Annotated in this window: 21 protein-coding genes; 3 read left to right on the top strand and 18 right to left on the bottom strand. The window is 50.1% G+C overall.

Annotated features, from left to right (window positions below; genetic code table 11):
* Positions 1–55: 55 nt before the first annotated feature.
* From ACFQ88_RS12065 to ACFQ88_RS12045, 5 genes are all read right to left on the bottom strand, one after another.
* Positions 56–2,536 (bottom strand): trypsin-like peptidase domain-containing protein, encoded by a 2,481-nt coding sequence (locus ACFQ88_RS12065; RefSeq protein ID WP_379454297.1) that lies wholly within the window; start codon positions 2,534–2,536, stop codon positions 56–58.
* Positions 2,537–2,759: 223 nt separating this feature from the next.
* Positions 2,760–4,781 carry a LuxR C-terminal-related transcriptional regulator gene (locus ACFQ88_RS12060; RefSeq protein WP_379454296.1) on the bottom strand — a complete coding sequence of 674 codons (2,022 nt, stop codon included), beginning with the start codon at positions 4,779–4,781 and terminating at the stop codon, positions 2,760–2,762.
* A 146-nt stretch (positions 4,782–4,927) separates the two neighbouring features.
* Positions 4,928–6,157, bottom strand: a complete 1,230-nt coding sequence (locus ACFQ88_RS12055; RefSeq protein WP_379454295.1) for an MFS transporter — start codon at positions 6,155–6,157, stop codon at positions 4,928–4,930.
* Between the two features lie 13 nt (positions 6,158–6,170).
* Positions 6,171–7,196, bottom strand: a complete 1,026-nt coding sequence (locus ACFQ88_RS12050; protein WP_239633783.1) for an ROK family transcriptional regulator — start codon at positions 7,194–7,196, stop codon at positions 6,171–6,173.
* Positions 7,197–7,368: 172 nt separating this feature from the next.
* Entirely contained in the window at positions 7,369–8,604 is a 1,236-nt protein-coding gene (locus tag ACFQ88_RS12045) for an alpha-L-fucosidase (RefSeq protein WP_379454294.1), read from the bottom strand.
* A 125-nt stretch (positions 8,605–8,729) separates the two neighbouring features.
* On the opposite strand from ACFQ88_RS12045, the gene ACFQ88_RS12040 reads away from it, so the two are divergent.
* Positions 8,730–9,554 carry a helix-turn-helix domain-containing protein gene (locus ACFQ88_RS12040; protein WP_379454293.1) on the top strand — a complete coding sequence of 275 codons (825 nt, stop codon included), beginning with the start codon at positions 8,730–8,732 and terminating at the stop codon, positions 9,552–9,554.
* A 443-nt stretch (positions 9,555–9,997) separates the two neighbouring features.
* Here the strand turns inward: ACFQ88_RS12040 and ACFQ88_RS12035 are convergent, their stop codons facing one another.
* The 7 genes from ACFQ88_RS12035 to ACFQ88_RS12005 are packed head-to-tail and all read right to left on the bottom strand — an operon-like array spanning position 9,998 to position 17,348.
* Positions 9,998–11,017, bottom strand: coding sequence for a Gfo/Idh/MocA family protein (locus ACFQ88_RS12035; protein ID WP_379454292.1), 1,020 nt, complete (start codon positions 11,015–11,017; stop codon positions 9,998–10,000).
* Positions 11,018–11,026: 9 nt separating this feature from the next.
* Entirely contained in the window at positions 11,027–11,869 is an 843-nt protein-coding gene (locus tag ACFQ88_RS12030) for a PIG-L deacetylase family protein (protein ID WP_379454291.1), read from the bottom strand.
* Positions 11,870–11,891: 22 nt separating this feature from the next.
* Positions 11,892–12,764, bottom strand: a complete 873-nt coding sequence (locus tag ACFQ88_RS12025) for a PIG-L deacetylase family protein (RefSeq protein WP_379454290.1) — start codon at positions 12,762–12,764, stop codon at positions 11,892–11,894.
* Positions 12,765–12,810: 46 nt separating this feature from the next.
* Positions 12,811–13,842, bottom strand: coding sequence for a sugar phosphate isomerase/epimerase family protein (locus tag ACFQ88_RS12020; RefSeq protein WP_379454289.1), 1,032 nt, complete (start codon positions 13,840–13,842; stop codon positions 12,811–12,813).
* Between the two features lie 25 nt (positions 13,843–13,867).
* The gene (locus ACFQ88_RS12015) at positions 13,868–15,457 is read right to left on the bottom strand and encodes an extracellular solute-binding protein (RefSeq protein ID WP_379454288.1); all 1,590 of its coding nucleotides are present in this window, start codon (positions 15,455–15,457) and stop codon (positions 13,868–13,870) included.
* A 25-nt stretch (positions 15,458–15,482) separates the two neighbouring features.
* On the bottom strand, positions 15,483–16,352 hold the full coding sequence (locus ACFQ88_RS12010; protein ID WP_379454287.1) for a carbohydrate ABC transporter permease: 870 nt from the start codon (positions 16,350–16,352) through the stop codon (positions 15,483–15,485).
* A 24-nt stretch (positions 16,353–16,376) separates the two neighbouring features.
* On the bottom strand, positions 16,377–17,348 hold the full coding sequence (locus ACFQ88_RS12005; RefSeq protein ID WP_379454286.1) for an ABC transporter permease: 972 nt from the start codon (positions 17,346–17,348) through the stop codon (positions 16,377–16,379).
* A 248-nt stretch (positions 17,349–17,596) separates the two neighbouring features.
* On the opposite strand from ACFQ88_RS12005, the gene ACFQ88_RS12000 reads away from it, so the two are divergent.
* Entirely contained in the window at positions 17,597–19,927 is a 2,331-nt protein-coding gene (locus ACFQ88_RS12000; protein WP_379454285.1) for a helix-turn-helix domain-containing protein, read from the top strand.
* Positions 19,928–20,049: 122 nt separating this feature from the next.
* Here the strand turns inward: ACFQ88_RS12000 and ACFQ88_RS11995 are convergent, their stop codons facing one another.
* Complete coding sequence (locus tag ACFQ88_RS11995) at positions 20,050–21,117, bottom strand: hypothetical protein (protein ID WP_239633772.1); 1,068 nt, start codon at positions 21,115–21,117, stop codon at positions 20,050–20,052.
* A 107-nt stretch (positions 21,118–21,224) separates the two neighbouring features.
* On the bottom strand, positions 21,225–21,992 hold the full coding sequence (locus ACFQ88_RS11990) for a S16 family serine protease (protein ID WP_239633771.1): 768 nt from the start codon (positions 21,990–21,992) through the stop codon (positions 21,225–21,227).
* A gap of 238 nt (positions 21,993–22,230) precedes the next feature.
* Between ACFQ88_RS11990 and ACFQ88_RS11985 the strand changes: the two genes are divergently transcribed.
* On the top strand, positions 22,231–22,824 hold the full coding sequence (locus ACFQ88_RS11985) for a GNAT family N-acetyltransferase (protein WP_379454284.1): 594 nt from the start codon (positions 22,231–22,233) through the stop codon (positions 22,822–22,824).
* Between the two features lie 18 nt (positions 22,825–22,842).
* Here the strand turns inward: ACFQ88_RS11985 and ACFQ88_RS11980 are convergent, their stop codons facing one another.
* The 4 genes from ACFQ88_RS11980 to ACFQ88_RS11965 all read right to left on the bottom strand — a co-directional run bounded on the left by ACFQ88_RS11980 (position 22,843) and on the right by ACFQ88_RS11965 (position 25,565).
* Positions 22,843–23,304 carry a hypothetical protein gene (locus ACFQ88_RS11980; RefSeq protein ID WP_379454283.1) on the bottom strand — a complete coding sequence of 154 codons (462 nt, stop codon included), beginning with the start codon at positions 23,302–23,304 and terminating at the stop codon, positions 22,843–22,845.
* A 236-nt stretch (positions 23,305–23,540) separates the two neighbouring features.
* Entirely contained in the window at positions 23,541–23,936 is a 396-nt protein-coding gene (locus ACFQ88_RS11975) for a MerR family transcriptional regulator (protein WP_379454282.1), read from the bottom strand.
* 50 nt (positions 23,937–23,986) lie between these two features.
* Positions 23,987–24,967, bottom strand: a complete 981-nt coding sequence (locus ACFQ88_RS11970; RefSeq protein WP_379454281.1) for an aldo/keto reductase — start codon at positions 24,965–24,967, stop codon at positions 23,987–23,989.
* A gap of 202 nt (positions 24,968–25,169) precedes the next feature.
* Positions 25,170–25,565 (bottom strand): (R)-mandelonitrile lyase, encoded by a 396-nt coding sequence (locus ACFQ88_RS11965; RefSeq protein WP_379454280.1) that lies wholly within the window; start codon positions 25,563–25,565, stop codon positions 25,170–25,172.
* Positions 25,566–25,574: the final 9 nt, after the last annotated feature.

Genomic DNA, 25,574 nt, shown 5'->3' with positions numbered 1-25,574 from the left:
ACCTAATCATCATGTCAAAGAAAAGGCTCCCTTCCGGGAGCCGGCACAGATGAGATTATTTCACCGTGAAATCCATAGACTGCACAGCATCGTTCAGCTGCTTCCACAGCTTGTCCGTCTTTACGGCTTCGTTGGCCCGCACACGAACCGTATATACAATTCCATCCTTCGCAAAGACGTATTCGTGAAGCGTGTACGGGATATTCCTGCTTTTGTATTGAACCGCAAATTTCTTGACATCCGTGTCGAACATCGATTCATCCGTCTCGGAATATTTGTAATTCGCATCATTGTCCGCATTCTTCTTATACTCTTGCTCGGTTCGATTCAGCACCTCTTCCAGACTGGAACGGTCATCCGCCAGGATCGACAGGTTAGCCCCCATGGATGAAAAAGTCTTCGTCGCTGCGTCGATGGCGCTCTCGTTCCCTCCATCGTACCAGCGCTCCGGAAGCTGCAGCGAATAACCGTATTTATTATTGGTATAAGTGATGGTCCGACTCGGATCGATCAGATCCGCTTCATCCTGAATGACGCTTAACGAGCGGTTCAGCGCGTCTTTAGGGAAATGTATCGTGCCGGTCCAATCGGCAATATGCTGCTCCAGCGTCTCGCCGCCGGATGCTTTCTCATAAGTCCAAGTCAGCTCGTACTTATATTTATCCTTAATAATATAGTAAGCATAGGTTTGCTTCCATTTATCCCCCATTGTCCAGCTGTACAAGTTCTGCATCGCTGTGACGCCGCCGACGGTTACTTCCTTCGCACCTTGGGTCTCACGATAGCCTTCCGCATAAGAATCAGTAAATTCCTTTTCCTCTCTTGCCGCCCAGCTCGCCAACGTATCACCTGAGACTGCGGAGGTTACGCGAATTGTGACCGCTTGGTCACCGTCCTTGTTCACATAATCGAGATCGCCGCCGACCGCTTTCCAATCCTGCGGCAAATCAAAGGCCACCCCGTATTCCGTCGTCACCGAATTCTTATCTTGATAAGCCGTAATGTCCTTTAACGAGCTGCTCTTCGCATCATACTCCAGTTTAAATGAATCGAGCACATCGGCAATGCTGTTACTCTGAGCCGCGCTGTTCTTGCTGTCGCTCGTATTGACCATAAGAGTAACATAATACACCTTGTCTTCCTTTAAAAAGGCGCGAGACTGGAAATACAATTCATTTCCCATCTCTCCTACCAATTTGGCATACGACGGAGAATCCGGACCGCCCTCGACATATCGCTTCTCCAAAATCGTATCGACCATATCTTCCCTGTCCAGCTTTTTCATCAATCCATAAGGCGTCATGTCGGGACTCTGCTTCTCCTGAATGCGTATCGTGATAGCATAACCGCCCTTGGCATCGGCAAACGTAACCATGCTGCCGTTAGCCGATTGATTCGTCTTGACCAGCCCCGTAGGATATTTCATCGACCAGCCGAAGTGGCTGTCCCCGATCATCGTCTTCCCCTGGTCGGCATCGATGTAAGAACCGTCCGAATCCTGGATAACCGCAACGCTTCCCGACTTGTCTTCACTAAGTACCAGATCGACCTTTCGCGTGTCGAGCCCGGATTGCAGCGTTAGATTTACCTTATCTTCGGGCAAGTATTTTTTAAGCACTTCGTTGTATTCCACCATACTATGTACGGAGTCGGAATTGATGGATAGAAGCTTGTCCCCCTGCTTAATGCCCGCCTTGGCGGCCGGGGAATCCGGCTCTACGAACGTTACCTCGAGGCCGCTGCTTGACGGGAGACCGACCACCGCTTCCCAGCTTTCCGCAAGCTCCAATCCTAATGTCGGGCGTTTCACCTTGCCGTATTTAAAAAACTGGTCCAGCACATACTGCACCGTATCCACAGGAATCGCGAAGCCCAGGCTGTCAACGCCATACTCCACATATTTCATCGTGTTGATGCCGATAACCTCACCCTTCATATTCACAAGCGCTCCGCCGCTGTTGCCCGGGTTGATGGCCGCGTCGGTTTGAATCAGCCGATATTTGGATTGAACGGACCGTTCCATCCCGCTAATGATGCCGGACGTTACCGAATTTCGCAGCGCGAAAGATAACGGAGTTCCGATAGCCATTACGGATTCGCCGACGCGAATGTCCGAAGAGGACGCGAACGTAGCAGGTGTCAGTCCCGATGCTTCAATCTTGACAAGCGCGAGATCGCTCTCTTCATCATAGTGCGTCGTTTTGCCTGAGTACGATTTCCCGTCGGAGGTCACGATCGTCAGGTTGCGCATATTTTTCACGACATGGGCATTCGTCAATATATATCCGTCATTTCTGACGATAACCCCTGTCCCGTGAGCCAATTGGTACCTATCCGCCCGCGATAAGGTTTTGTCGTTGCTCGGACGGCCGATAATAGCCACAACGGAGGAGGTTGTTTTCTGTACTAATGCGGGAATCGTCGCCCCATTCGGCAGCGCATCCGCGTATACCGGAGCTCCGAACATCGTAGCCGCCACCAGTAAGGATAGCGAGCCTTTCATGACTCCCTTGCTCAAGCTTTTCATTCTTTTCATTGTCTGTCTCCCTATCAGCAGTCTACATATCTTCTAAAATATACCTTTCACTCCAGTAAGAGTGCAAGAAAAATTTGTAAATACTAGATTTATAGAGCAGGCGATTGCGATGTGCCGGGTAAAAGGGAATAAAAAGAAGCCGCCCCGAATCACACGAAAGCATGTGATCGGAACAGCTCCAGTTATTAGTAATTCGTATAAATCCCATTGTCAATCGCTGTAATCAAGATTTACCTATCAGCTTCGCCGTTAGCTGCGCTCGATTGTGAATGCCGAGCTTCGAATAGATAGACTTCATATGTTTCTTAACTGTAGATTCGCTTACAAAAAGCCTTGCCGCAATCTCTGCATTGGAATAGCCTGCGGCAACCTCCTTGGCAACGTCATGCTCTCTGTCACTTAGTAATCCGACTAAGGCTGGCTCGCTTAGCTGTTGTTCTATCGGGAAATTAACGATATTGACGAGATCGATGCCTGACCGTTGGAATAACTCCATCAAGAAAGCGGCCAACTTTTCGCTTCGTGTATCAAGCGCATAGGTCGGTGTCAGCGTCAGGCCATCATAATTGTAATGATCCGCTCCTTTCACGTGACGAAAACCGAAACCGGTATACGATTTACGGCCGATCTCACTATCATACGGCGTACAGATGGTTAGGCCGCCTCTGCATAAGTAGGAATAGATGAGTCGGATAGCTGCGGCTCGTACCTTCGGACTGAGAACATCGACGAAATCAAAGGAGCGAAGGAACCAGCCTGCAGGCTGCTCGCGAGGGGTAACCAGCAGGCTGCTTTCCTTCTCTGTCAGCGTATGGAGGTAAGGAGTGAATAACGGGTCCTTCTGCAGCCAAGGCAAAGTCCCGGCATGAATCGGTATCCATACCGCCAGCCCGCAAGCTTGATCATTCGGGTCCCGGAGCAGCTTGATTGACGACGGCTCCATTTTAAACAACAATTCCAGATCTAGCGGTGCAGCATTATAACGAACCTGTTCTTTCGTATAATTGAATTGAAAGCTGTTTCCCGTTACTGGGTCAATTTCATAGCCCGAAACGGGCTGCGTGTTTGTTTCTCGCCATTTTGCATATGCCAGTGCATCCCGCAGCGTCGTTTCAGTCACGGCTTCCCAGTAATGACTAAGATCGTCCCCAAAGGTTAACGCGCGCAGGACGTCGATATCCGCATAATGAAGTAATTCACCGACCTCCCACTCAATAGCGCTTCGGTCTTTGCTTTCAATAATAGCTTTCGCATAATATTCGATACACCTTTTCGTCAACTCCAGATGCCGTTTAGGTCGCCGTTCCTTCAAACGATTATTCATCGATTTACGCATCAAATCGTGCAGCTGCCATCCGCGTTCAGTCCGTCTGACAAATGACAGCTCGATCAACCGATCGAAGAGGTCTGTCGGCACCTCCTCTTCCAAGACTGAAGATAGCCTCTCTTGATCAAAAACCCGTAAGACGGATGCCGCTTCAACGAAACGGTTAAGCTCTCTATCGGGTATCTCTTGAAGCCACAAAGCGGCTAACTGTTTAAACAAGTCTCCGCCTTTAATAGGAACTGTACTTTCTGAAAAATTGAATGCGGCGGCTAATGACATGGCAAGCGGATGACCGTTTGTTCTGCGCCAAATCTGCTCGATTTGAAAATCATCGGTGATGCCGCAGAAATCAAGATACTTAATACACTCATCCCGATCGAGCTGCTTTAACGGGAGCTGGCAGATCCTCTCTCGCCAGACCGGCGACCACAGCCAGCCTCCCCTAAGTGGAAAGCGGCTCGCTGTCAAGAGAAGAAGCCGTTCAGGAAGCATCGGAATGAGGCGGTCGCGGAGCCAGTTCTCCATATCTTGCATTTCTTCGAAGGTATCGATTGCAAGCACAACCACACGCTCGCCTGCTTGTTGCGCAATTTGCTCGCCAAAGTAGCGAAGGGGATCTTTTTCATTCTCTGCCGATAAACCGATCTGCGAAAGTAGTGCTGCACCGATCCCCTGCTCCGTATGGACAAAGTCGCGGCTGTGCAGCTGAAGATAAACGGCACCAAGTTGCTGTGCTTTTTGTCGGCATAAACGAAGAAAAGAGCTTTTGCCTACTCCTCCCGTTCCGTAAACATGAAACAATCCCATATCACGATTCTTTTTTATTTTCTCAAGTATTTTCTCAAATACTGTAAGTTCCTGCTCGCGGCCGACAATGAAACGAAGCTCGCGGTCGGACAGCTTGTTAGCCTGATCCATAATTAATATATCACCAGTCACTTTCTTCGCCGGATCTCCGAATAATTCAATGACATTATAACATACAAATTCATGGAAGAACTGGGAATGCAGATGTGGCGGTCAGCTAACAGAATAATGGACCCTGTTGATCCAAGCTGCGATATTTATTTTTCTAAAGATACCTTAGATTCCGTTTGTTTGCTCAAAATATGGTTGACTTTCTCCGAACTCAGCAGCATCAATAAAATGAACGCAAGCGCAATAAAAGGCAATAACGAAATACTGGTTTGTGTAGCGAGCAATCCAAAGAGCGGAGGCAGAAAGGTGGTGCCTGTGTATGCGACAGCCATCTGGTAACCCATTAGCTTGGCAGCATGCTGCCGTCCGAAGCGCGAAGGTGTTTCATGAAGAAGCCCGGGGTAGATAGGAGCAAGCCCAAGACCAATGAGAATGAGTCCAACAAGGATCAACGAAGGATAAGGGAGCAGCAGCAGCAACCCGCCCGCAAGGGCTATGCTCTGACCGCACCGGATTAACACACGATTGTGGACCTTCAATGTAATAAAGCCTGTAATGAGCCTTCCCGCTGTTATTCCGCCATAATACAAAGAGATCCACCCGGCAGCGGTCTCAGCGGTCATATTTCTTGCAGTTACAAGATAACTGGCTCCCCACAATCCCACCATCGATTCAACCCCGCAATAGAACAAAAAAGCGATCAGCGTAGGTCTCACACCTCTTATCCGGAGGACGTTTGCCGTGGAACTATTTACAGGCTGGATGAGCTCAGATGCGTCTTGATCTTGTGACAAATGAAGGTTCTCCCGCTCAGCCGCTCTCATCTCGGCGATCCGTTTCCATAGGGGGAGCGTAACTAGCAAAATCATCGCGAGAGCGAATTGTATCAACGATACCGCTGAATAGCCATCTCTCCATGAGTTATGCTCCGCGATAAAATACGACATAATGATAGGGCCCATCGTAGCCCCTACACCCCAAAAACAGTGCAGCCAGTTCATGTGATGGGCTTTATAATTCTCAGCGACATAATGATTCAGAGCCGCGTCAATCGCGCCTCCGCCCAGACCAAGAGGAATGGCCAACAACACAAGCCAGATCATTGATGGCGCCACCGAGAACCCGAGCAGCGCCCCTGCCGTAAGGCAGCAGCTGATCAGAGTCATTTTTCCCGTCCCCAACCGCTGAACCAAGGTACCGCTTGCCAGACTGGAAACAATAGTTCCTCCGGCCACAATCATGGATAAGATTCCCGCGAAGCCGAAGGAAGCTCCCATGTCGAGCCGCATCACTGGCCATGCCGAACCAAGCAGAGAATCCGGAATTCCCAGGCTGATAAACGCCATATAGATAATAACCAAAAACAGGGTAGCCATAGTACAACTCCTTCTAACAGCAATCCGTAATCATCAAATTCAGCGCTAACTGCTGCAAGCCGGTCAAGTAATCCTGCCTCCAGCTGCTCATCACGAGCATCGGCAAATGCTCCTGCGGGATATAAGCCGAGCTTCTCTCCGCGACCCTGGCGAGAAGCGCTTCATCCGCCTCATCATCGCAAAAAACGACTGCTTTAGGGTTGAGAATCGCGGTGAACGTGGCGATTAAACGAGCGACGGCATCCATCTGGCTGTCTCCAGCCAATAAGTTCCGGCGATTGCGGTCGTTTGTCTGCAGCGCTTGCAGGAACGACTGATTATCGTACTGGGGCACGAAAGAAATTTCCCCCGAGAAAAACGTGCTGCCCCGCAGCACTTCGCCATGGATCATAATGCCGGAGCCCGGCCCGTTCTGGCCAAAATACAAATAAACCAGCGATTCATTCTCGATCTCGAGGTTCGATGCATATCCGAGCACCGATGCATTCATATCATTTTCGACTACGACCGGTATTTGGAATCGGGATTCAATCTCTTCTTTGAGATCATAGTCTAGGAATTGCTGATAGGGCGGGATAAAGATGATTTTCCCATTGTTGACGGCACCGGGCACACCGATAGCGATGGAACGAAGTCTTGGATACTTCTCGATCAGCGCTTCGATAAGGTCCGCCAGCATTTGCACCTCTTGATGCAATACGCTTGGCTTGGTCCCCTGCTCTTTGACTTCACCGATACAGTTAAATATCGAATAATTGGTTTCGTCCTTCTCGAGAAAAATCGCTAATCCCAGCATGTATTCCGGATCGTAGGTATACCTCTTGGCCCTTCTGCCTCCGCTGGAATCGTCATCGCCTGTATAGCGGATCTCTCCATCCTTCTCCATCTGAGCCATAAACTTGCTGATCGTCGGAAAGCTAATCCCCAGGCGCTGGCTTAGCTCCGCTTTCGTGGCGCTCCCCATCATGATGAGCCCCGCGCGGATGCGATAAATTAACGGCTCCCTTATTTCCTTCGGTGCCTTAAATACATTCGTCATGTAGATCAAAGCCTTTCATCCAAAAGTGACGATACTTTTTAAACTGATTTAATAAGTTAAGATCATCTTAGCAGATGTTGTATTGAAGGGCAATACAGGGAAAAGCCCTTCAAGCAATAAATTGCTTAAAGGGCTGCAGCTGCAGTATGAATGATAGCCTAACAGGCCATAATTAGCAGCAATAACATGCCAAGCTGCGAATCAGGGCGGTGTCCACGCTGTTCGTCACTCGCAACCGAAGCTGTCTTGTGCGGACCGTCTCGAAGCGGTCGATTTTTTTATGGCCGATAGCGCTGCCTGTAACCAATTCCACCCATTGTCCCTGCACCTCGGCTTCAAGCACGTAAGAACGTATACGTTCGCCGTGGGCAATATCCTCCATGGTGATCACATGATTGATATCGGTCTCCTCGTTCAACGAGAGCAGTACGGATTCTCCTTCTGCTCCGTCCGTACGGGTTATCGGATTGGAAAATCTTCGCTTGATTTCGTCCATGAATTCGATCAAACGCTTAATATCCGCCTCCGGCATAAGCCCGCGGTCATCGGGAGCCACATTCAGCAATAACGTACAGCCGTGGCCGACAGAACGATAATAAATATCGATCAAGTTGTCCAGCGAGCGAAGCGTATGCTCGTCGTTCGGGTGCCAGAACCAGCGGTCCTTGCGGATCGGCACATCGCACTCGGCAGGCACCCATGCCGGGGTTTCCGGCAGCCAGGATGCCGTTTCGTCCGTGTACATGTTGAGCTTGGCCGAATCCGTCGTATTCCAGCAAGGGTATGGCGCCACGCCATCCTCATTGCCCACCCACCGAATCGTAGGCGTGCCCATATTGAACACCATCGCATCCGGCTGGTGCTGCTTCACCAATCCCATAATACGCTGCCAGTCGTATTCTCTGCCCTGGGAGCCCGCACCGTCGAACCACACCTCGACCAGCGGTCCATACTGCGTAAGCAGCTCCGTAAGCTGAGCGGCGTAAAAATCGTCGTAGGCTTCCTTGTCCGGATAGCAAGGCTCATGACGGTCCCATGGGGACAAGTACAGTCCGAAACGGATTCCTTCCTCCCGGCAGGCATCCGCCACCTCGCGAACTACATCGCCTTGTCCATGTTTCCACGGGCTCGATTTGACGGAATAATCGGTCGTGGCCGTCGGCCATAGACAGAAGCCGTCGTGGTGCTTGGCCGTTAATATCAGGTAAGCAAATCCCGCTTGCTTCGCTGTGCGAACCCACTGGCGGGCATCGAGCTGCGTCGGGTTGAACAGCTCCGGAGAATCGGTGCCGTCCCCCCACTCCTGATCGCAGAACGTATTGATTCCAAAATGGCAAAACATCCCCAACTCCATATCCTGCCACCGGAGCTGCTGCACGGTAGGTTTTGCAAGTACGGCTTCATTCATTGAAACATGCCCCTTCCATTACAATGTAACTTCATTGTAAGATGCGAATAGCGGGAAATGAAGGTATAATAATAGGTGTTTTTTGCACGATAGTAAGCTATTTTTATGGAGAGGTGACCCAGCCGATGGACTTGGCCCGCACTTACATTTCCAATACGCAGATCCACATGACGACAGGGGCACTTACGAGAGTAAGGCCGGACTGGAGCGGCACCAACCAGATTCAAAAGGAAAACATGCTCTGTTATTTCCTCGACGGCGAAGGCTGGCTGAAGATCAACAATATCGAATACTATCCTCGCCCAGGCGAGCTGTTTCTTGTGCCAGCCGGCGCTCGCATTTCTTATTCAACGAGCGAGTCGGCTCCTTTACTGCAATATTGGTGCCATTTTACCGCAACCGTCGGAGAAAATCATCTGTTCGATCTGCTGATCGCCCCGCATCGTATTGCCCTTGGCAAAGACGAGACGGTAAAAAGCCAGTTTCAAGAGCTGATCGACCAGCATGAGAGCGATGCGCTGGCCGCGCCTTTTATCGTCAAATCGCTGCTGTTTCATATGATATCGCGATTTATCGAGCTGTCCACCGTCGATCCGCTGCAGACGGCGTCGATTCCTTCGGTCCACAAGCTGTACATCGTGCTTCAATATATCGACAAGCATTTATCCGAGCAAATAACGGTCGAGACGCTGTCTCAGCTTGTCCATTTTCATCCGAAATATTTTCTGCATTATTTCAAGTCCATGCTCGGCGTCTCGCCTATCGTCTATATCAACAAGAAGCGAATGCAAAAAGCAAACGCGCTGCTCATCCATACGGACATGACCATAGCTGAAATCGCAGAGCGGCTGGGCATGCAGACACCGTATTTGTCCCGTATGTTCAAAAGATTCACAGGCTTCACGCCCAATGAATTCAGGCAGCAGTATAAGCTGAATCAGAAGGCGTGAGTGAGCAGGTTGAACTGGAGACTAAGGCTGCCGCAAATTCGTTAGCTGCCCGTCCGTTGAAAAATGTGGCCCAAGCAGTGACGGACAACAGATCCGTTATTTTACCCAAAATGGTTCCATTTGCAGGGTGATCGGACTACAGATCCTTTACTTGGCCGAAACCCACTGTATTATCCGGTAAAAGGAGCAAATAACGGACTCACGGTCCGATCGCACTGCCAAAGCGGCATCATTTCAGGAAATAACGGATCTCCTGTCCGATCTTCGTAAGCCTGGCTGAAGGGCGGACGCCAACCAGACTATACAGCTCGCAGCCTGTCGAACTTCAACGACAGGCTGCTTTGCGTTGCGATTTTCAAGTGCTCACACCTATAGAGTCGAACGTGCGCAAGATCGCTTGAACACCGGCTCGCAAGCCGGCATTGCTTATGTCTCGGCCCCGATTAACCCGCCCCGTCCAGTTCATCCAAGTACACCTTGCGTCCTGAAGCCGCAGAAAGGCGGATCGCTTCCAGCTGCAGGGCGAGCTCCAGCCCCTCTGCGAGCCCTGCGAGCGGCTTATCCAACGCCTCGCCGGCGAGCTTCTTCAACCAGAGTGACAGGTTCGATTCGCGGGCTGCAGCGGGAATAGCCGGCTCCCAAGGCTCGTCGGTATGGCATTGGACGATGGCATCGGATGCAAGCAGCAGCCGGTGATGCTTGCCTGTAGCGCCCCTGCCGAGGTAGGCGCCTTTCGTGCCGTAGACCTCTATCGAGAATGGAGAACGGCGCGCTGCCCAGCTCGATTCCAGCACAGCTACAGCTCCGTTCGCGAACTCGAATACATACGCAGCGTTATCCGGAAACGGACTACCGGAATAGCGTCCATGCGTGGCATAGACGGATGCCGCTCTCGTGCCCATAAGCCACGTCATCAAGTATAGGCCGTGCGCACCTAAATCCGCACCGACGCCGTAGTCGGCGTCGGGTAAAGCTGCCGGCAGGCCGCCGATAGCTCCATCGTGCGCATTGCGTATGCGCAATGCGGTCAGAGGCCCTAGCCTGCCCGATTGCACTGCTTCGTTGGCCGCCAGGTTCACCGGCCAATAGGTCAAGGGCAAATCCATACCGAAGAGAATCCCCGATGCCTCGATTCTCTCCGAAGCTTCCACGGCGGCATGAAGCGATGCCGACAAGAGATGATCGCAGAACACCGGCTTGCCTGCCGCCGCCGCTGTACCTGCAAGTGGTGCGGATTTATTCACGGAAGCGCAGATGATCACTCCATCGAGCATGTCATTAGCGAGCAGCCTATCCAAATCCGCTTCGAATGCGATTCCGTGCTGTGCACAAAACGATTCGCCGCGGATCGGATCGTCGTCCCAGACCGCCGATAGTTCTACACCCGGTAGGCTTCGCAGCTCTTTGACGAAATCGAGAGCATGATAAGGATTCCAACAGCCGAGAATGGCTAAACGTTTCATTCGAGTCGTTTACCCCTCCCCGAGCATGGGAATATACCGCTTCAATTGCTCGGCATCCGGCTTGAAGCTGTACCGGGCGATTTCGAAGCCTTCCGCGTAGCGGACCTCCCCCGCACGCACGCTTCCGTAGGCTTGCTCCAACGCAGTCCGCATTCGAGGGGAAGCGTAGAATGTGGTAGGCCAGTTGTCGAGCAAGTACCGCTTGCGGTCCTCCCACGCGACCGGTACCTGATCGAGCGTCCCCTTAAACCAGGGGATCAGATCGTAGAAGGTCGTCGCATGGGCATCGCAGGCGAGCAGCTTTTTCTCAATGACGCTGCTCACATCGATAGCAACGTCGGGTCTATAGTCATTGTGCAGCGACATATCGGGCATCAGCAGCACCAACAGCTTCTTCTTCAAGTAAGGGGCATCCGGGTCCGGCATATACTGGGGCAGCCCTGCGTAAGGAACCGCATCGCTGACGATTTTGCCGGTATACCGGTTATCCGGGCTGTTTCCGCCCTCCGGGTGGAAGGTAACCAGCACATCCGGCTCGTAAGCGCGAATGTGCCGCAGCACTTCGTGGCGCAGGGCAAGGCTCGGCTCCAGCATGCCGTCCGAATGATCCAGCACCTCATAGGCGTCGATTCCGAGGCGCTGCGCCGCAAGCCTTGCTTCCTGCTTGCGTCTCGCAGCAACCTCCTGCTTCGGCAAGCTGAAATGTCCTGCATCTCCATTCGTGAGGGAAAGAAATTTCACCCGATGCCCCCGTTCTGCATACAGTGCGGCCAATCCTCCGGCATACATATCGGGCTCATCCGGATGCGCGCAAATCATCAGCACGCGCAGCTGATCCAAATGGTTCGTCACGTCGAAGCACGCTCCTCTCTTCTTATTGATGGTTTATGCCGCCAGACGAAGGACAAAGCATCGGAAAAAGTTGCTTCAGCTCCTCATCATCCGGCCTGCGGCTATAGCTCGCAATCTCGAACGGCTCCGCGTAACGGATCTGTCCCGCGCGCTCCGCTCCATAGCCTTTGATCAATGCGGGCAGCATTTCCTCGGAAGTATCAAAGAATTGGGCCCAGCCTCGCAGCAAATAGTCTTTTTTATCCTCCCAGCTCTCAGGCACCTCATGAAGCATATCCCGCCCCCACGCCGAAAACTCGTAAAACTGCGAGCCGTGGGCATCGCAAGCGAGCAGCTTCTTCTCCAGCGCATCGGCAATGTCGATGACGATATCGGCGGTATACCGGCTGCGCATCGAATAATCCGGCATCAGCAGGTACAATGGAGATCGGCTCAGCGCAGGCACCTCCGGCACGACGTTGCGAACATGCGCGACAAATGATGCAGCGTCGCTGACTACCTTGCCGGCATACCGGTTATCGGCATGGCTGCCCCCGTCCGGGTGGAACGTAATCACGATGTCCGCCTGCCAGCGGCGAATTTGCCGGATTACCTCCTGGCGCATAGGCAGATCCGGGAGCAAATCTCCATCGTGAACCTCGGTCAGCACCTCGTATTCTTCGATGCCAAGACGCTTCGCCGCTTCCTTCGCCTCCAGCGTCCGCCTGCGCACAAGCTCATCCGCAGCCATCTCATGATGTCCCCCGCAGCCGTCGGTTAAGGACAGAAACTTGACCTTGTGTCCTAACTCCGCGAATAGCGCTGCTGTGCCTCCTGCATAAATATCCGGCTCATCCGGATGGGCTCCGATTACAATGATACGTAATGCTTTATCCCCTGTTAGCTGCTTCGTCATGCTTATCCCCTGCCTTTATCCCATATTTGGATTTCTACTTTGTTTTCTACGGAACCAGCTGCCGAACGACCGAGAACAAATGACTCTTCGACGCGGCCAAACGCTGATTTCTTTGCTCCTGATAGCTGAACCGTTCATAGAGTGCCGGATCCATCAGCTCTCCGCTCAAGATCCGCTGCTCGCAACGCTTCGCATGACGGAACAGCTCGGTTACATCGGCCATTTGCAGATCGGGATGGCTCTGCCTCCACGCATCTACAAAGAAGTCGCAATGCATCAGCCCTTTGTGATCTTCAATTTGCATATGCAGCTCCGGCGAGTGCACAGCAATTTCCTTACAGACGGCGGCGAAATCTACAATGCCCTCTCCCGCAGGCCGAATCTGCCTTACTAATCCGGTGTCGGAGAACGTAACGATGCAGTCCTTCGCGTGCATTTGATGGACATAGGGCGAAACCCGCTTCGCCGCATTCACCGGGTCTTCTCCCCGGGCGACGACGTTCGCCGTATCCAGAGCAACCCCAAGCACATCCTCTCCCACTTCTTCAATCAGCCGCAAAATTTCGAAGGTCGTAATCTCCTCATGCGTCTCCAGATTGATACGGACGCCATATTCCCGCAGCGACGGGGCAAGCCGCCTTAAAAATCGTGAGGTGGCTTCCAGCTGCTCCTCCCAGGTAACATCGGTGCGGTAGCGGTCGTATACATGATAACCGTCAAACATGCCTTTCCAGCCGGCGGTGACACCTATCAGCTCCGTGGCTCCTATGGAAGCTGACGCCCGGATCAGCTTCTCCATCGCAAGCAAATAATTTCCTCCGCCCAGCATCCATACCTCGGGCGTCTCGTTCGTATTGAACGGATTCACCCTGCCGATGCCCAGGTCAATATATAACCCCAGGTCGCTCGCGCACTGGTACGCCGCCTGCAGCTCCGCCTGGTCCAACGTCCCGGATACATACAGCGCCGATTTGTAATAGACTCCCTCGTAGCCCTCCTGCTTTGCCTTCTCAAGCGCCTGCTCTACGGGAAGCTCCTCCGTCAGGAAGCCGTGGTGCATGTCGATTCCTATTTTCAATCGTCTCACCTCTCATTGCGACGCATTATTTTAACGAATCATTATAAATGCCCAGCAGCTTCGTCACGCCCTTGCTGTTCATTTCCTTCACGTAATTGTCCCACTCCGCATCGATAGACACTTTACCGTACACGAACTGCTCCTGCATTTTGGCAAAATAATCGTTCACCCCGGTAATCGCCAAATTCTCCTCTTCCTTCTTCTCCGGCGTCAGCTTAGGAATTTTGGTGACCGGCGGGAACCAGCCGTTCTTGATCGCTTCGTCCGTGAACACTCCCACTTCTTTCGTATTCAGTACCTTCAGAAACCATTGATACGGATAAAGCAGCGTATAGTTGTTGTTGGCCGCACCCAGCTCCCACAGCGCTTTGTTGATGCTCGGGGCATTTTTCACTTTATCCGTGAAATCCTTCTTGCCGTCGGCTTCCTCGTACGTATCTCCCTTGAAGCCCCACGTCATCAGAGTATTGGCTTCATCGCTGTACAACCAGTCCGCATATTTCATCAGCGCGTCGAAATACGGCTTTTTGGCTGCGCTCGCCGGAATGACGGTTCCGTGATAAATCCGGTTCGAGGAGTAAGCCTTCGTCCCGCCCGGCCCGGCAATCGGAGGCAGAGCGGTCAGTTCGAAGTCCGGGGATACATTCTTCTTCCCGTCCGCATTAATTTGCGGCAGCTCGCTGATCCAATAAAAGGAGAACAGGCTCTTGCCGCTGGCCAGCTTCTGCTTCCACTGATCCAGGCTCGAGGTGAAAATTTCAGGATCGGCCAGCCCTTCTTTGACCAGCCGGTTCAAGAAGGTAACGTACTTTTTGTAATTATCGCTCGTATAGTCGTATTCGAACTTCCGGGTGCTCGCATTGTACGAAAAGCCTTTATTGCTGGAGTCGATCCCCCAAGCCGCCCCGAAGATCGAGAGCAGCGATTCCGCATTCGTATTCGCCAGAGGGTAGCTGCCTGGATTCATTTCCTTGAGCTTCTTCAGCACGTTGTACAGCTCATCTGCGGTTTTCGGCGCCTCCAGGCCGTATTTCTTCAGCAGGTCGGACCGGATAAGCGGTGCACGGTTGTATAAAGCAGCCTCGTTCATAAAAGGAAGCACATACAGCTTGCCGTCCTTAGGCTTCCAATTGTCCAATTCCTCCTGAATTTTGTACTCCTCGATCTTCTTTTTCAGGTTCGGCAGCTTATCCATATAATCGCTGATCGGCAGTAAGGTTCCATTGGGCGCGAACTCCATAATGGTCGCCTGTCTTACCGTTGTGACCATGTCGGGAATTTTATCCGAGCTCAGCACGATGCGGACTTTACTCTGGTAGTCGGATTCCGGGACCGCCTGAATATCGAGATTGACGCCGGAACGTGCCGTCATTTCCTTCAACACGCGCCAATCCTTATTGAACGGATAAGCCGGATTGTCGCTATACAGCATCGTGAAGGTCTGAGGCTTGGCTTCGCCGGAGGTGCCTCCCGAGGGAGTACCCTTCTCGTCAGCGGAGCCGGTACACGCCGACAATACCGGAACGATGCCGATCAGCAAGGCGGTCACTGCGAGCAGTGAGTGCTTCCATGGCTTTGGCTTCGGATGTTGCATAAGAGGTGTGCTGCGTTTCATGAGAATCAGCCTCCTTAAGATGGGATTAGCCTTTGATGGCTCCGAGCATTACTCCTTTGGCAAAATGCTTCTGCACGAACGGGATCATACAAGCAATCGGCAGCGTTGTGATCATGATGACCGAGGCTTTGAGCGACGCCGCAGACATGCTGTCCGTGCCCGTCCCCATCGGACCGCCGGCCACATCGGCTCCGGCGACAATATTGCGAACGAGCAGCATGATCGGATACTTATCCGTGCTGTTCAAGTAAATCATTGAATTGAACCAATTGTTCCAATAATAGACGGCAAGGAACAGGCTCATGGCGGCCAACACCGCTTTGGACAAAGGAAGGACAATCCGGAACAAGATTTGGATCGGATTCAGCCCGTCCATTCGTGCCGATTCCTCCAAGCTATCGGGAAAGCTCTGGAAAAAACTGATCATGATCATCAAATAGTAAGGCATGATACAGAAGGGCAGAACGATCGCCCACAGCGTATCGATCAAGTGCAGGCTTTTGACCAGCATATACGTAGGTATAAGGCCTCCGCTGAAAAACATCGTGATCATAATGAGCCAAATGAACACTTTGCGTCCCTTAATCGGCTTGGATAGCGGGTAAGCGCATATCGTCAGCATGAACAGGCTCAGGAACGTGCCGACGGCCGTCTGCACCGCGGCATTGCGGAATCCGCCGAGCAGGCTCGGATGGTGAAACAATCGGGTATAGGAGCTTAAGCTCCAGCCGACCGGCAGCAGCCCGACCTTGCCGCCGACGATGGCTGACGATTCGCTGAAGGATACGGACAGCAGATGCAGGAAAGGCACGAGAACCGTTGCCATGATGCAGGTCATTAAGATCCCGTTAACGCAGGCAAACAAGCGGTAGCCGACGGTTTTTCGATAGTACAATAGAAAGCCTCCTTTCTCCGCCAACTAATACAGCGAATGGCCGGTTACTTTTTTGGCAAGCACGTTGGACAACAGCACCATCCCGAGCCCGATTAAGCCGCTGAACAAGCCTACTGCCGTTGCATAGCTGTAGTTGTTATTCTCCAGCCCCATCCGAAAGACGAACGTTTCGATAACATCGCTCACCTGCGAATTGCTCGGCGTGTACATCAGCAGTATTTTCTCGAAGCCTACGTTCAATAGCTGCCCCGCCGATAGGATGAAGACGACCGATAGGGTGGGCATAATTTGCGGCAGCGTCACGTGAACGATCTGCTTCCACCTCCCTGCTCCATCCATCTCCGCCGCTTCATATAATTGCGTGTCAATGGAAGCCATGGCAGCGATGAATATGATGGAATTCCAGCCGGTGTACTGCCAAACATCGGAGGATATGTACAGCGTGCGGAACCACCCCGGCTCATTCATGAAGAAGATCGGCTGGATGCCCGCCCAGGCCAACAGACCGTTAATCATGCCATTCGTTGGGCTGAGCAGCTCTTTCATAAGCCCGACCACTACTACGATCGATACGAAGTTGGGGAAATATGTCACGGTCTGCACTACGTTTCGGAGCTTGCTTGACCTGATTTCATTGACGAGCAGCGCAAAGGCGAGTGTAACCGTGAATGTAACGGCCAAATGCATCAAGCTGAGCACCCACGTATTACGAAACGCCGTCCAAAAGTTCGGATCTTGAAGAAACAGTCTGAAGTAGGTAAACCCGATCCACTTGCTTCCATAGATAGAGCCGCCGGGAACAAATTTGCGAAACGCAAGAATGTTACCTGCAATCGGACCGTACCGGAAGATAAGAAAGTAAGCCAACGGAAGTATTAAAAGAATGTAATAATGAATATTTTTTATAAAGTATGTCCCAGCTTTGTGTGCCATCCTCTCTTTCTTCTTGTTCTCGAGCATCTCGTTCTGATGTATTGCCGACGTTTGTTCCTGCATAGGCCTGCCTCCTTTCGCAGCGGATTGCCCGTAATCTGATTGAACCATGAAAAGGCACCCTCTCGAAACGGACAATTTCGTGTTTGTGTCATAAAACTTGACTTAATTGTATCTTCTTCATAGGACAAAAATGAGTATTGTATCAATTTTAGCCTTATTTAATAGAAAATCTACCATAACATTGACATGATTCGATACCGGAATCATAATAGTTATAACCGAATATCTGTCGGAGGTGGGGTGGCACGATGCTGAAACATGTTCATCATTTTATGAATGGCGGCTTCCGCAGCTTGCTCTATCGATTTTTTTACTTTTTCCTCGCCGTTTCTTTGCTCATTCAATGCATCAATCTGATTACTTATCGGATCAGTCTCCATTATTTCGAGTCGGAGCTGGAGCAAAGCTATAAAAAATCATTATCGAACGTTGCGGCGAGTCTCAACAGCGTGTTCACCGGCATGTACAATTCCAACTTCCTGCTGTCCCTCGATTCGAGTGCGATGGAGCTGTTCTCCGACGATTTCCAGGTCGATGCGCCTGAGAAGTATGCTCATGTGTCGCAAACCATCCGTTCCTTGAACCGAATCAGGCTGATGAGCGATTATGTGGACAGCGTCTTTATGTATAAAAAGAAAAACAACCTCGTGATCAGTAACCAAGGCACATTTACCGGCACGGAATTTTTTGGCAAAACCAATGCGCTGGAGCAATATTCCGAAGCCTATTGGCGGCAGTACAGCCCGCATAGCAAGCCTTTTCAGATCCTTCCCCCGTCCCGATCGGTCTCCCAAAACGGAACCTACCTGCTGCCTATTGTTCAAACGGCCATTGCCGAATACCGGTCTAACGACTTGTATGTCATTAACCTGAAGATTGATCCGATCATCCAAGCACTTATTGACTCCAAGCTGACGCCTAACAGCAAGCTGTATGTTGTAGACGATAACAGGCAGCTCATCGCATCAACCGAGATGTATGGAGCCACCCCATCGGATATTGAAGGTATCGTTAAGCAGCTTCAAGATACGGGCTCGCCGAATTTGCGCACCCGGTTTCAGAACGAAGACATTTTGGCCATTCAGACGAACACCCGCTTTATTTTCAAAAATTTGAACATGATCGCGCTTGTGCCGGAAGCAGATATTCTCGTCAGCATGAAGGACATGAGATATTGGACCACGCTGATGTCGGTTATCGCGCTTTCGCTCTCGATACTTCTATCCTTTCTGTTCAGCAAAAGGCTCTATGCGCCCATCCGTTCCTTGCTTGCCAAAATATCGCCTGCAGCTCCTCCGACCACCAACGAATATAAGCTGCTCGACCATGAATTTCACCGGATGCGGGACAGCATGGACACGCTGCACAGCAATCTTACTTCCATGTATCCCCTTGCCATCGAGCAGTGGTTTGTCCGGATGCTCCGGTTCAATAGGGTGCCAGACGAGGCGGACATCCAGACTTTTTTGCAAAAATGCCGTTTGAACCTCCAGCACGAGAGCTTCGCAGCCGCATTGATTCGAATGAAATACGCCAAGTCGTTTTACATGAATTACAGCTCCGCCGAGCAAAATACGCTCCACGTCCATTGGGTCAATCAACTCAAATCCCATCTTCCTGCAGCGTACCAAAGCTACTTGCTCGAGATGGAGGCCGGTGTGTTCTGTATACTGGTGAATCTTCCTCACGATGCGGAGCGGCAGGAGTTGTCCCCTTGCTTTGAGAATATGTTCAGTCTGCTCCGGCATGACGAAAATTTACACGATATCTTCGTCGGTGTGGGCAATGTCCATCGCGGTTTCGACGGCTTGCAGCAGTCTTATCTCGAAGCGATGAAGTCCTTATGGCGGTTATCTCCGCTGGATAATAAGCGGATTCATTATTATGACAAGGAAGACGAGGCCTCCGTTACGATTCTGATCGGCACGAAGGAGGAAAAAAGGCTGTTTCACCTGCTCGCCTCCTGTAAAAGAGAGGAATTGTTCGAGGAGCTGCGAACGATTATTCAAAATCATATTTCCGTCGGATTCCATGACGTAACGATTAAAGAGCTGTACATGCACTTGTTCGTCATCGGCTCCCAGGTGCTCAAGCATAAAGATGCCACGCTGCCCGAAGCGACCTATCGGGAGTATATCCGGATGATCGTGTCGGAGCATACCGTTTCCATAGACGGGCTTTCGGAATTCATTACCGGCTATTACGACAAAATCATGGATACGCTGCAGCCCAAAGACCAGCTGGAATCGCTAGTTTTCAAGCCGTACATCGATACGCATTATCATGAGGATATGTGTCTGGAGGGGCTGGCCGAGAAGTTCCATACGACGCCGAACTATATGTCGAGGCTGCTCAAGAAAGAGCTGGGCAGGCCGTTTCACCAATATTTGCAGGAGGTTCGTATCCAGAAGGCAAAGGAGCTGCTCGCCGGAACCGACCTGTATATTCAGGATATTTGGGCGCAGGTGGGCTTCAACAACCGCAATTCCTTTATCCGGTCGTTCAAAAACGTAGAGGGAATCTCGCCGATGGAGTACCGCCTTCAATACAGCGTGAAAGCTCAGGCGAAGCAATCTTGAGATGGCTCGAGGCTGCCGGAGCTTCCTGTAACAATGATGGCGATTGAAAAAAAGGACTGGAATTCCATCGGAAGCTCCGATATTCCAGTCCCTTTTTTTCATATGGAGGTGCAGGTGATTCTTTAACCAAGAAACCTCGTATGAGCCTCATACAGGATGTATGCTTGTACTTCCATTGGCATTTGCTCCACGTCCAAATACGCCCAAATCTTTACCTCATCACCCTGTTTACATCTATCCGGACGTTCCCCGGCTATTATTTTCACATGACTATTCTCGCTTTGCAGTTCAATGAGATAGCTGCCATGCTCGGTTTCTTCTACATTCGTAATGATTCCGCTATGAAGCCGGACCATTCGATCCAGCATCCATTTGGTTTCGTGCTTCTTGGCTATATAAATGATATGTTCGCTCGGTTTGCCGATGAACTCCTGATAGATAAGAACTTCGAAGGTCTCTTCATCGATCATTTGGTAATCCTCGATTTTATAATGAATCAAGCTCGGATTCTTCGATTGACCAATCGTCTGTATGATCTCGTCTATCGTAGGCTCGTTCTGTGGATTGGGCCGTGAAGAGTAATATAGATCTCGAGCAAACGAATCGGTCATCCAAGCTCTTGCACGTCTAACATCGTTAAAGCTTTTCATAAAATCGGTAACCGCCTGAACCAGTGCCAGGTCAAGCTTGCGATGAAGCTTATCTGAATTGGCATCAGCCACAGAGATCATACCAATCCGGATATGATGCGCCATGAAAATAATCACAACAGCAAAGGCAATTTCAAACGCCATCCCCCAGATAAGAGAGCCGTCGCTTACATCCTCCCCCTGTCTGCCTATCCACTTATTGATATAATTTAGTCCGAAAAAGGTGATGTACAGGAACGGGATCGAATATTTTATCGATTTGCCGTGCCGCGTATCATATCTTTCGATCAACCTCCCCAGTGTAGTGAAGGTATCGCCCAGCCCCCATATGTTGAGTACAGGAACCATCCGCAGCATAGCCCCCCATGGGGAAATCGGATAAAAGGAAAAGCAAGCCTTCATATCCTTATGCAATTGAAACAGCCAGACCAAGAAAATAATGATTTCCATATAATAAACTAACAAACTGGAAATAGACACGAACGAATCGATGGAAACGATGTACTCTTCATACACTTCGAAATTGGAAACATAAAGCATCGTAAACATTCCTGAAATTACAGATAAACTCAAGCCAACCCATAAAAACATTAATAATATTTGAACAATAGATTGCGATTTCAGCTGCGGCATGCGTAACCCCCGGGTTATTTCAAAGATTTTAGATACGTAACGGCATCGTCTACCGTGTTTACAGGAACGATTTTTATCTTCAAATGTCGTTCTTGTACCACTTGATATGCTTCTTCCTTGTTGCTGAGTCCCGTGCCCGGCGACTTCAAATCATGATCCGGAACCAAAAAATATTGCATTCCCTCTCGTTCAGCGGTTAAGACCTTGTAACGTACTCCGCCTACAGGTCCCACCTTCATCGTACGGCTGATTGCCCCGGTCCCGGCTATTTTAATACGTCCGTTTCGGGATAAGTCCAGACGCTCCGATTCCTCTACTAGTCCAATAGCTACCATCAATCCAAAAGAATCGCCGTAATAATTTGCCGATTTATCGATCATTTCATGGATTCTTTCAACTTTGCTGCTCTCCGGATCCGAATCTTTAGCAGGCAGCGCGTTTACTGCATTTTGAATGACCTGCTCTCTTCGTTCCGCTTCGTATTCTAATTCCTCTTGTTCTTCCTCCACTTCCAGCTTGTCGGCCGGATAGAACTCGATATTATCTCGCTGCGTCCATGATAATGCGAGCTTTTCATACAGATTCTTGGTGTATCCGGAACTTACATAGGTAAAAAATACATTTCCTTTAACCCCGAGCTGCCGTACCGATACGACATTTCCGACCGTAGTAAAATGGTGATAAACGGGCATTACAAAAATCAATGAGGCGGTAAAAGGGATAAGCAGAAGCATGAACCCGATGATGAATTCTTTTTTTATTGTGCGAATGATGGTACTCATACCTCTCTGTGGAATGGTACAGAACGCAGCTTGCAAGGAAATGGTAAATACGGCTGCTGCAAGCCTAGTTTATCTTAATTTTGGTAAAATGGATACAGTGAATTTCCAGTTATGGAAGCGCTAATTGCATAAGGGGGAAAGTATGTCTATACAAAATGGCTGCATCGTATATTGTAAAGGTGGAGCATAAATAGCGGATTCGTTTGGGGGTAACTAAACTTAGACGGAGGATGTATCTATGGAAATTATTCGCGCGAGCGAACTGGGTTACGAGGCAAAAATGAAAATCAGCGAAATCTTCGTTGATGGCTTTTATCAATGGCTGCACTTTTTTTCAAAGGATAAAGGTAAGCTTACAAGAGCCTTTTGCCACATGTTTAATCATCAAGTGTTTTATGTTGCTGTAAAGGATGACGAGATTGCCGGAATTACCGCATGTACGGATGGGAAGATATCCTCAGTCCATCTCGACAGGAAAGAATTGCAAAAACATTTGGGGTTCTTCAAGGGAACCATTGCCTATTTCGTATTAAAGCATGAATTTGTGAATAAAGCCTATCCGTTTGAAATTACAAAAGGAATGGGTACGGTCGAATTTGTGGCTACTTCAGCAAACTATAGAGGGCAAGGCGTGGCAACGGCGATCATCAAGGATATAATGGATTCCACACCTTATGAAGTATATGTTCTGGAGGTCGCAGACACAAATACGAATGCGGTTAAGCTGTATGAGAAGCTTGGATTTTCGGAATTTCTGCGAACTAAGCATAAGCATAGTAAGCGGAGCGGCTTTAATTACCTTGTTTATATGAAATATTTGAAAAGGAGTTAATGAGTGCGACAGCCGGCCTTATATCCATCTTACAAATGATCTATGAACCATCGCCACATTGTTCTTTTCTGCCCAATTAACCAACTCCGTGATGCCGGCTTTTTCATCGTTTGCAAACCTAAAACACATACGAATCGGGACAATGCTCACTCCATGCGGCTTAATCCCAATTGTGGGTTTGAAATACCCCATTCTCATAATGACTTTAATGTCCTCTGCTTGAATTGCAGCTCCATTTAGTATCATTTTTCCGTCATACAGATATAACGGAGCCGGCTTCTTCAAGGCTCTGTAAAATGACAGTAGCAAGACCATTAGACAAAAAAGAAACACGGCAGCCATTGCACAAAGAAGGATGACGTGCTCTTGATCTTTAAATAAGCGAATGGCATTGAATAGCGAAATCGCACTTAAAACGATCATGGACATAATGAGCTTTATTCCTGAAGGGTTTTTAATGGAATGCTGTGTCGGTTCCAATTGGGCAACCTCCTTTGTTCATACTATATTATCACATATCCACGCCCCACAGTCGGAATTCATGCCGTCCTGGCTTGATCCAACATCTAGATTTGTCCGTCCGCTTTAAACTTCATAATAAAAGCGCCTCCTTGATGGTGTTGGGCTTCTTACCCTTAGACATAACCATCATACCGAGGCGCTCCTTTTTATTGACAAACTGAGAATAGTCGCTTCAATCCACTAATGATTCGGTCTTACTCTGCCTGCATTCTTAATGTTCTTTCCTTTTTCACGATGGTCTGTTCATATCTTGCGATCTTATCGTCTAGACGAAGCAGCGTTGCCGTCATCTCTTCGACTTTGTCCGCTAGACGGTCACGCTGCTCAATCAACAGTTCTTTTCGGGTCTTGAGCGTATCGTCCCCTTGTTGAAAAAGAGACACATACTCGATCAACATCTCGACTGGAAGACCCGCGCTTTGCCGCATGCATTTGATAAAATCGACCCACTTCATGTCATCCTCTGTATATTCCCTGATGCCGTTTTTGTTCCGGTTTACAGGAGGTATTAGCCCTATGCGCTCATAATAACGAAGTGTATCTTGGGAAAGCCCAAACCTCTCGCTGACTTCCGCGATCGTCGTTGCCATGCCGTGATTCACCTTCTTTCCCTTTCGATGGTTTACCTGATGAGGGCAAGTTACAGAGCGCCAACAACCCGGTGAGGGACATACGGTTCTTCCAGCGATGCCCTTTCTTCCGCGGTCAATTCGAACGTAAAAGCGGCTGCGGCATCCTCTAGATGGGATATTTTCGTCGCGCCGACAATTGGCGCCGTTACCGGTTCTCTTTGCAGAATCCAGGCAAGCGCAACCTGTACGCGGGAAACGCCGCGTTGTTCTGCAATTGCTGCGAGCCGCTCAACAATCACCCGATCCGCTTCTGCAGTAGCATCGTATTTGGATTTCTGTGTCTGGTCGGTTTCGGAACGATGCGTCTTCTCCGACCAATCGCGTGTCAATCTTCCCGAAGCGAGCGGGCTGTAAGGGATAACGCCGATCTTCTCAGCTCTGCACAGCGGCATCATCTCGCGCTCTTCTTCGCGATAGATGAGGTTGTAATGGTTTTGCATGGATACGAAACGGGTCCAGTTGTTTTTTTCCGCTACATGAAGTGCCTTCAAGAACTGCCAAGCGTACATGGCGGAAGCCCCGATGTATCGTGCTTTTCCGGCCTTCACCACATCATGCAGGGCCTCCATCGTCTCTTCGATGGGCGTATGGTAATCCCAGCGGTGGATTTGGTACAGATCCACATAGTCAGTGCCCAGGCGCTTGAGGCTCTTATCTATTTCACTCATGATTGCCTTCCGGGATAGACCCATACCGTTCGGACCTTCGTGCATACGGAAATGAACCTTTGTTGCGAGAACGATTTCATCCCGATTCGCATAATCCTTCAGCGCGCGGCCGACAATTTCCTCGCTTGTTCCGTCAGAGTACACATTTGCCGTATCAAAAAAGTTGATACCGAGCTCCAACGCTTTTTTAATAATAGGACGGCTGTTCTCTTCGTTCAACACCCATTGATGTATCCACCGTTCCGCCACTCCAAAGCCCATGCAACCAAGACAAATTCGGGACACGTCCATACCGGTATTTCCGAGTTTCACATATTCCATTATACGATTCGCTCCTTTGCTTTCATTGGATAGGATCACGCTTCGTGAATTAGTGTACCGTCTGGAGTTAACTCCAAGTCAAGATGTTAATTTCGTTGGTACAGTAAAGAAATTTGGCTTGCAGTATATTCAGAGCTAATGAGTCATAAAAACATAAGAGCCTCTCATCTAAAAAGATGGAGGCTTGAAACTGTCCTGGCTCTTAGGTCTGGTATTGATCATCACTGACTTTTTCCAACCATTCTACCGCCTGACCGCCCAGACGTTCTTGAATGGCTATATGAGTCATAGCTGTGGTGGGCGAAGCTCCATGCCAATGTTTCTCGCCTGGAGGAAACCACACCACGTCACCGGGACTAATTTCCTCGATCTGACCTCCCCAGCGCTGAACCCGTCCTTTGCCTGCCGTTACGATAAGCGTTTGACCCAGCGGATGAGTATGCCATGCTGTCCGTGCTCCCGGCTCGAACGTGACGCTGGCTCCAACTGCGCGTGCAGGATCGGCTGCTTCAAACAGCGGATCGATGCGAACCGTGCCGGTAAAATATTCAGACGGTCCTTTGCCCGAAGGTTGGGACCCCGCTCTTCTGATTTCCATATTCTAAAC

It is taken from the genome of Paenibacillus sp. NPDC056579, assembly GCF_042793215.1.
Lineage (GTDB): Bacteria > Bacillota > Bacilli > Paenibacillales > NBRC-103111 > Paenibacillus_S.
The sequence above is the reverse complement of the archived record's forward strand: the minus strand, read 5'-3'. Positions and strand labels throughout refer to the sequence as shown.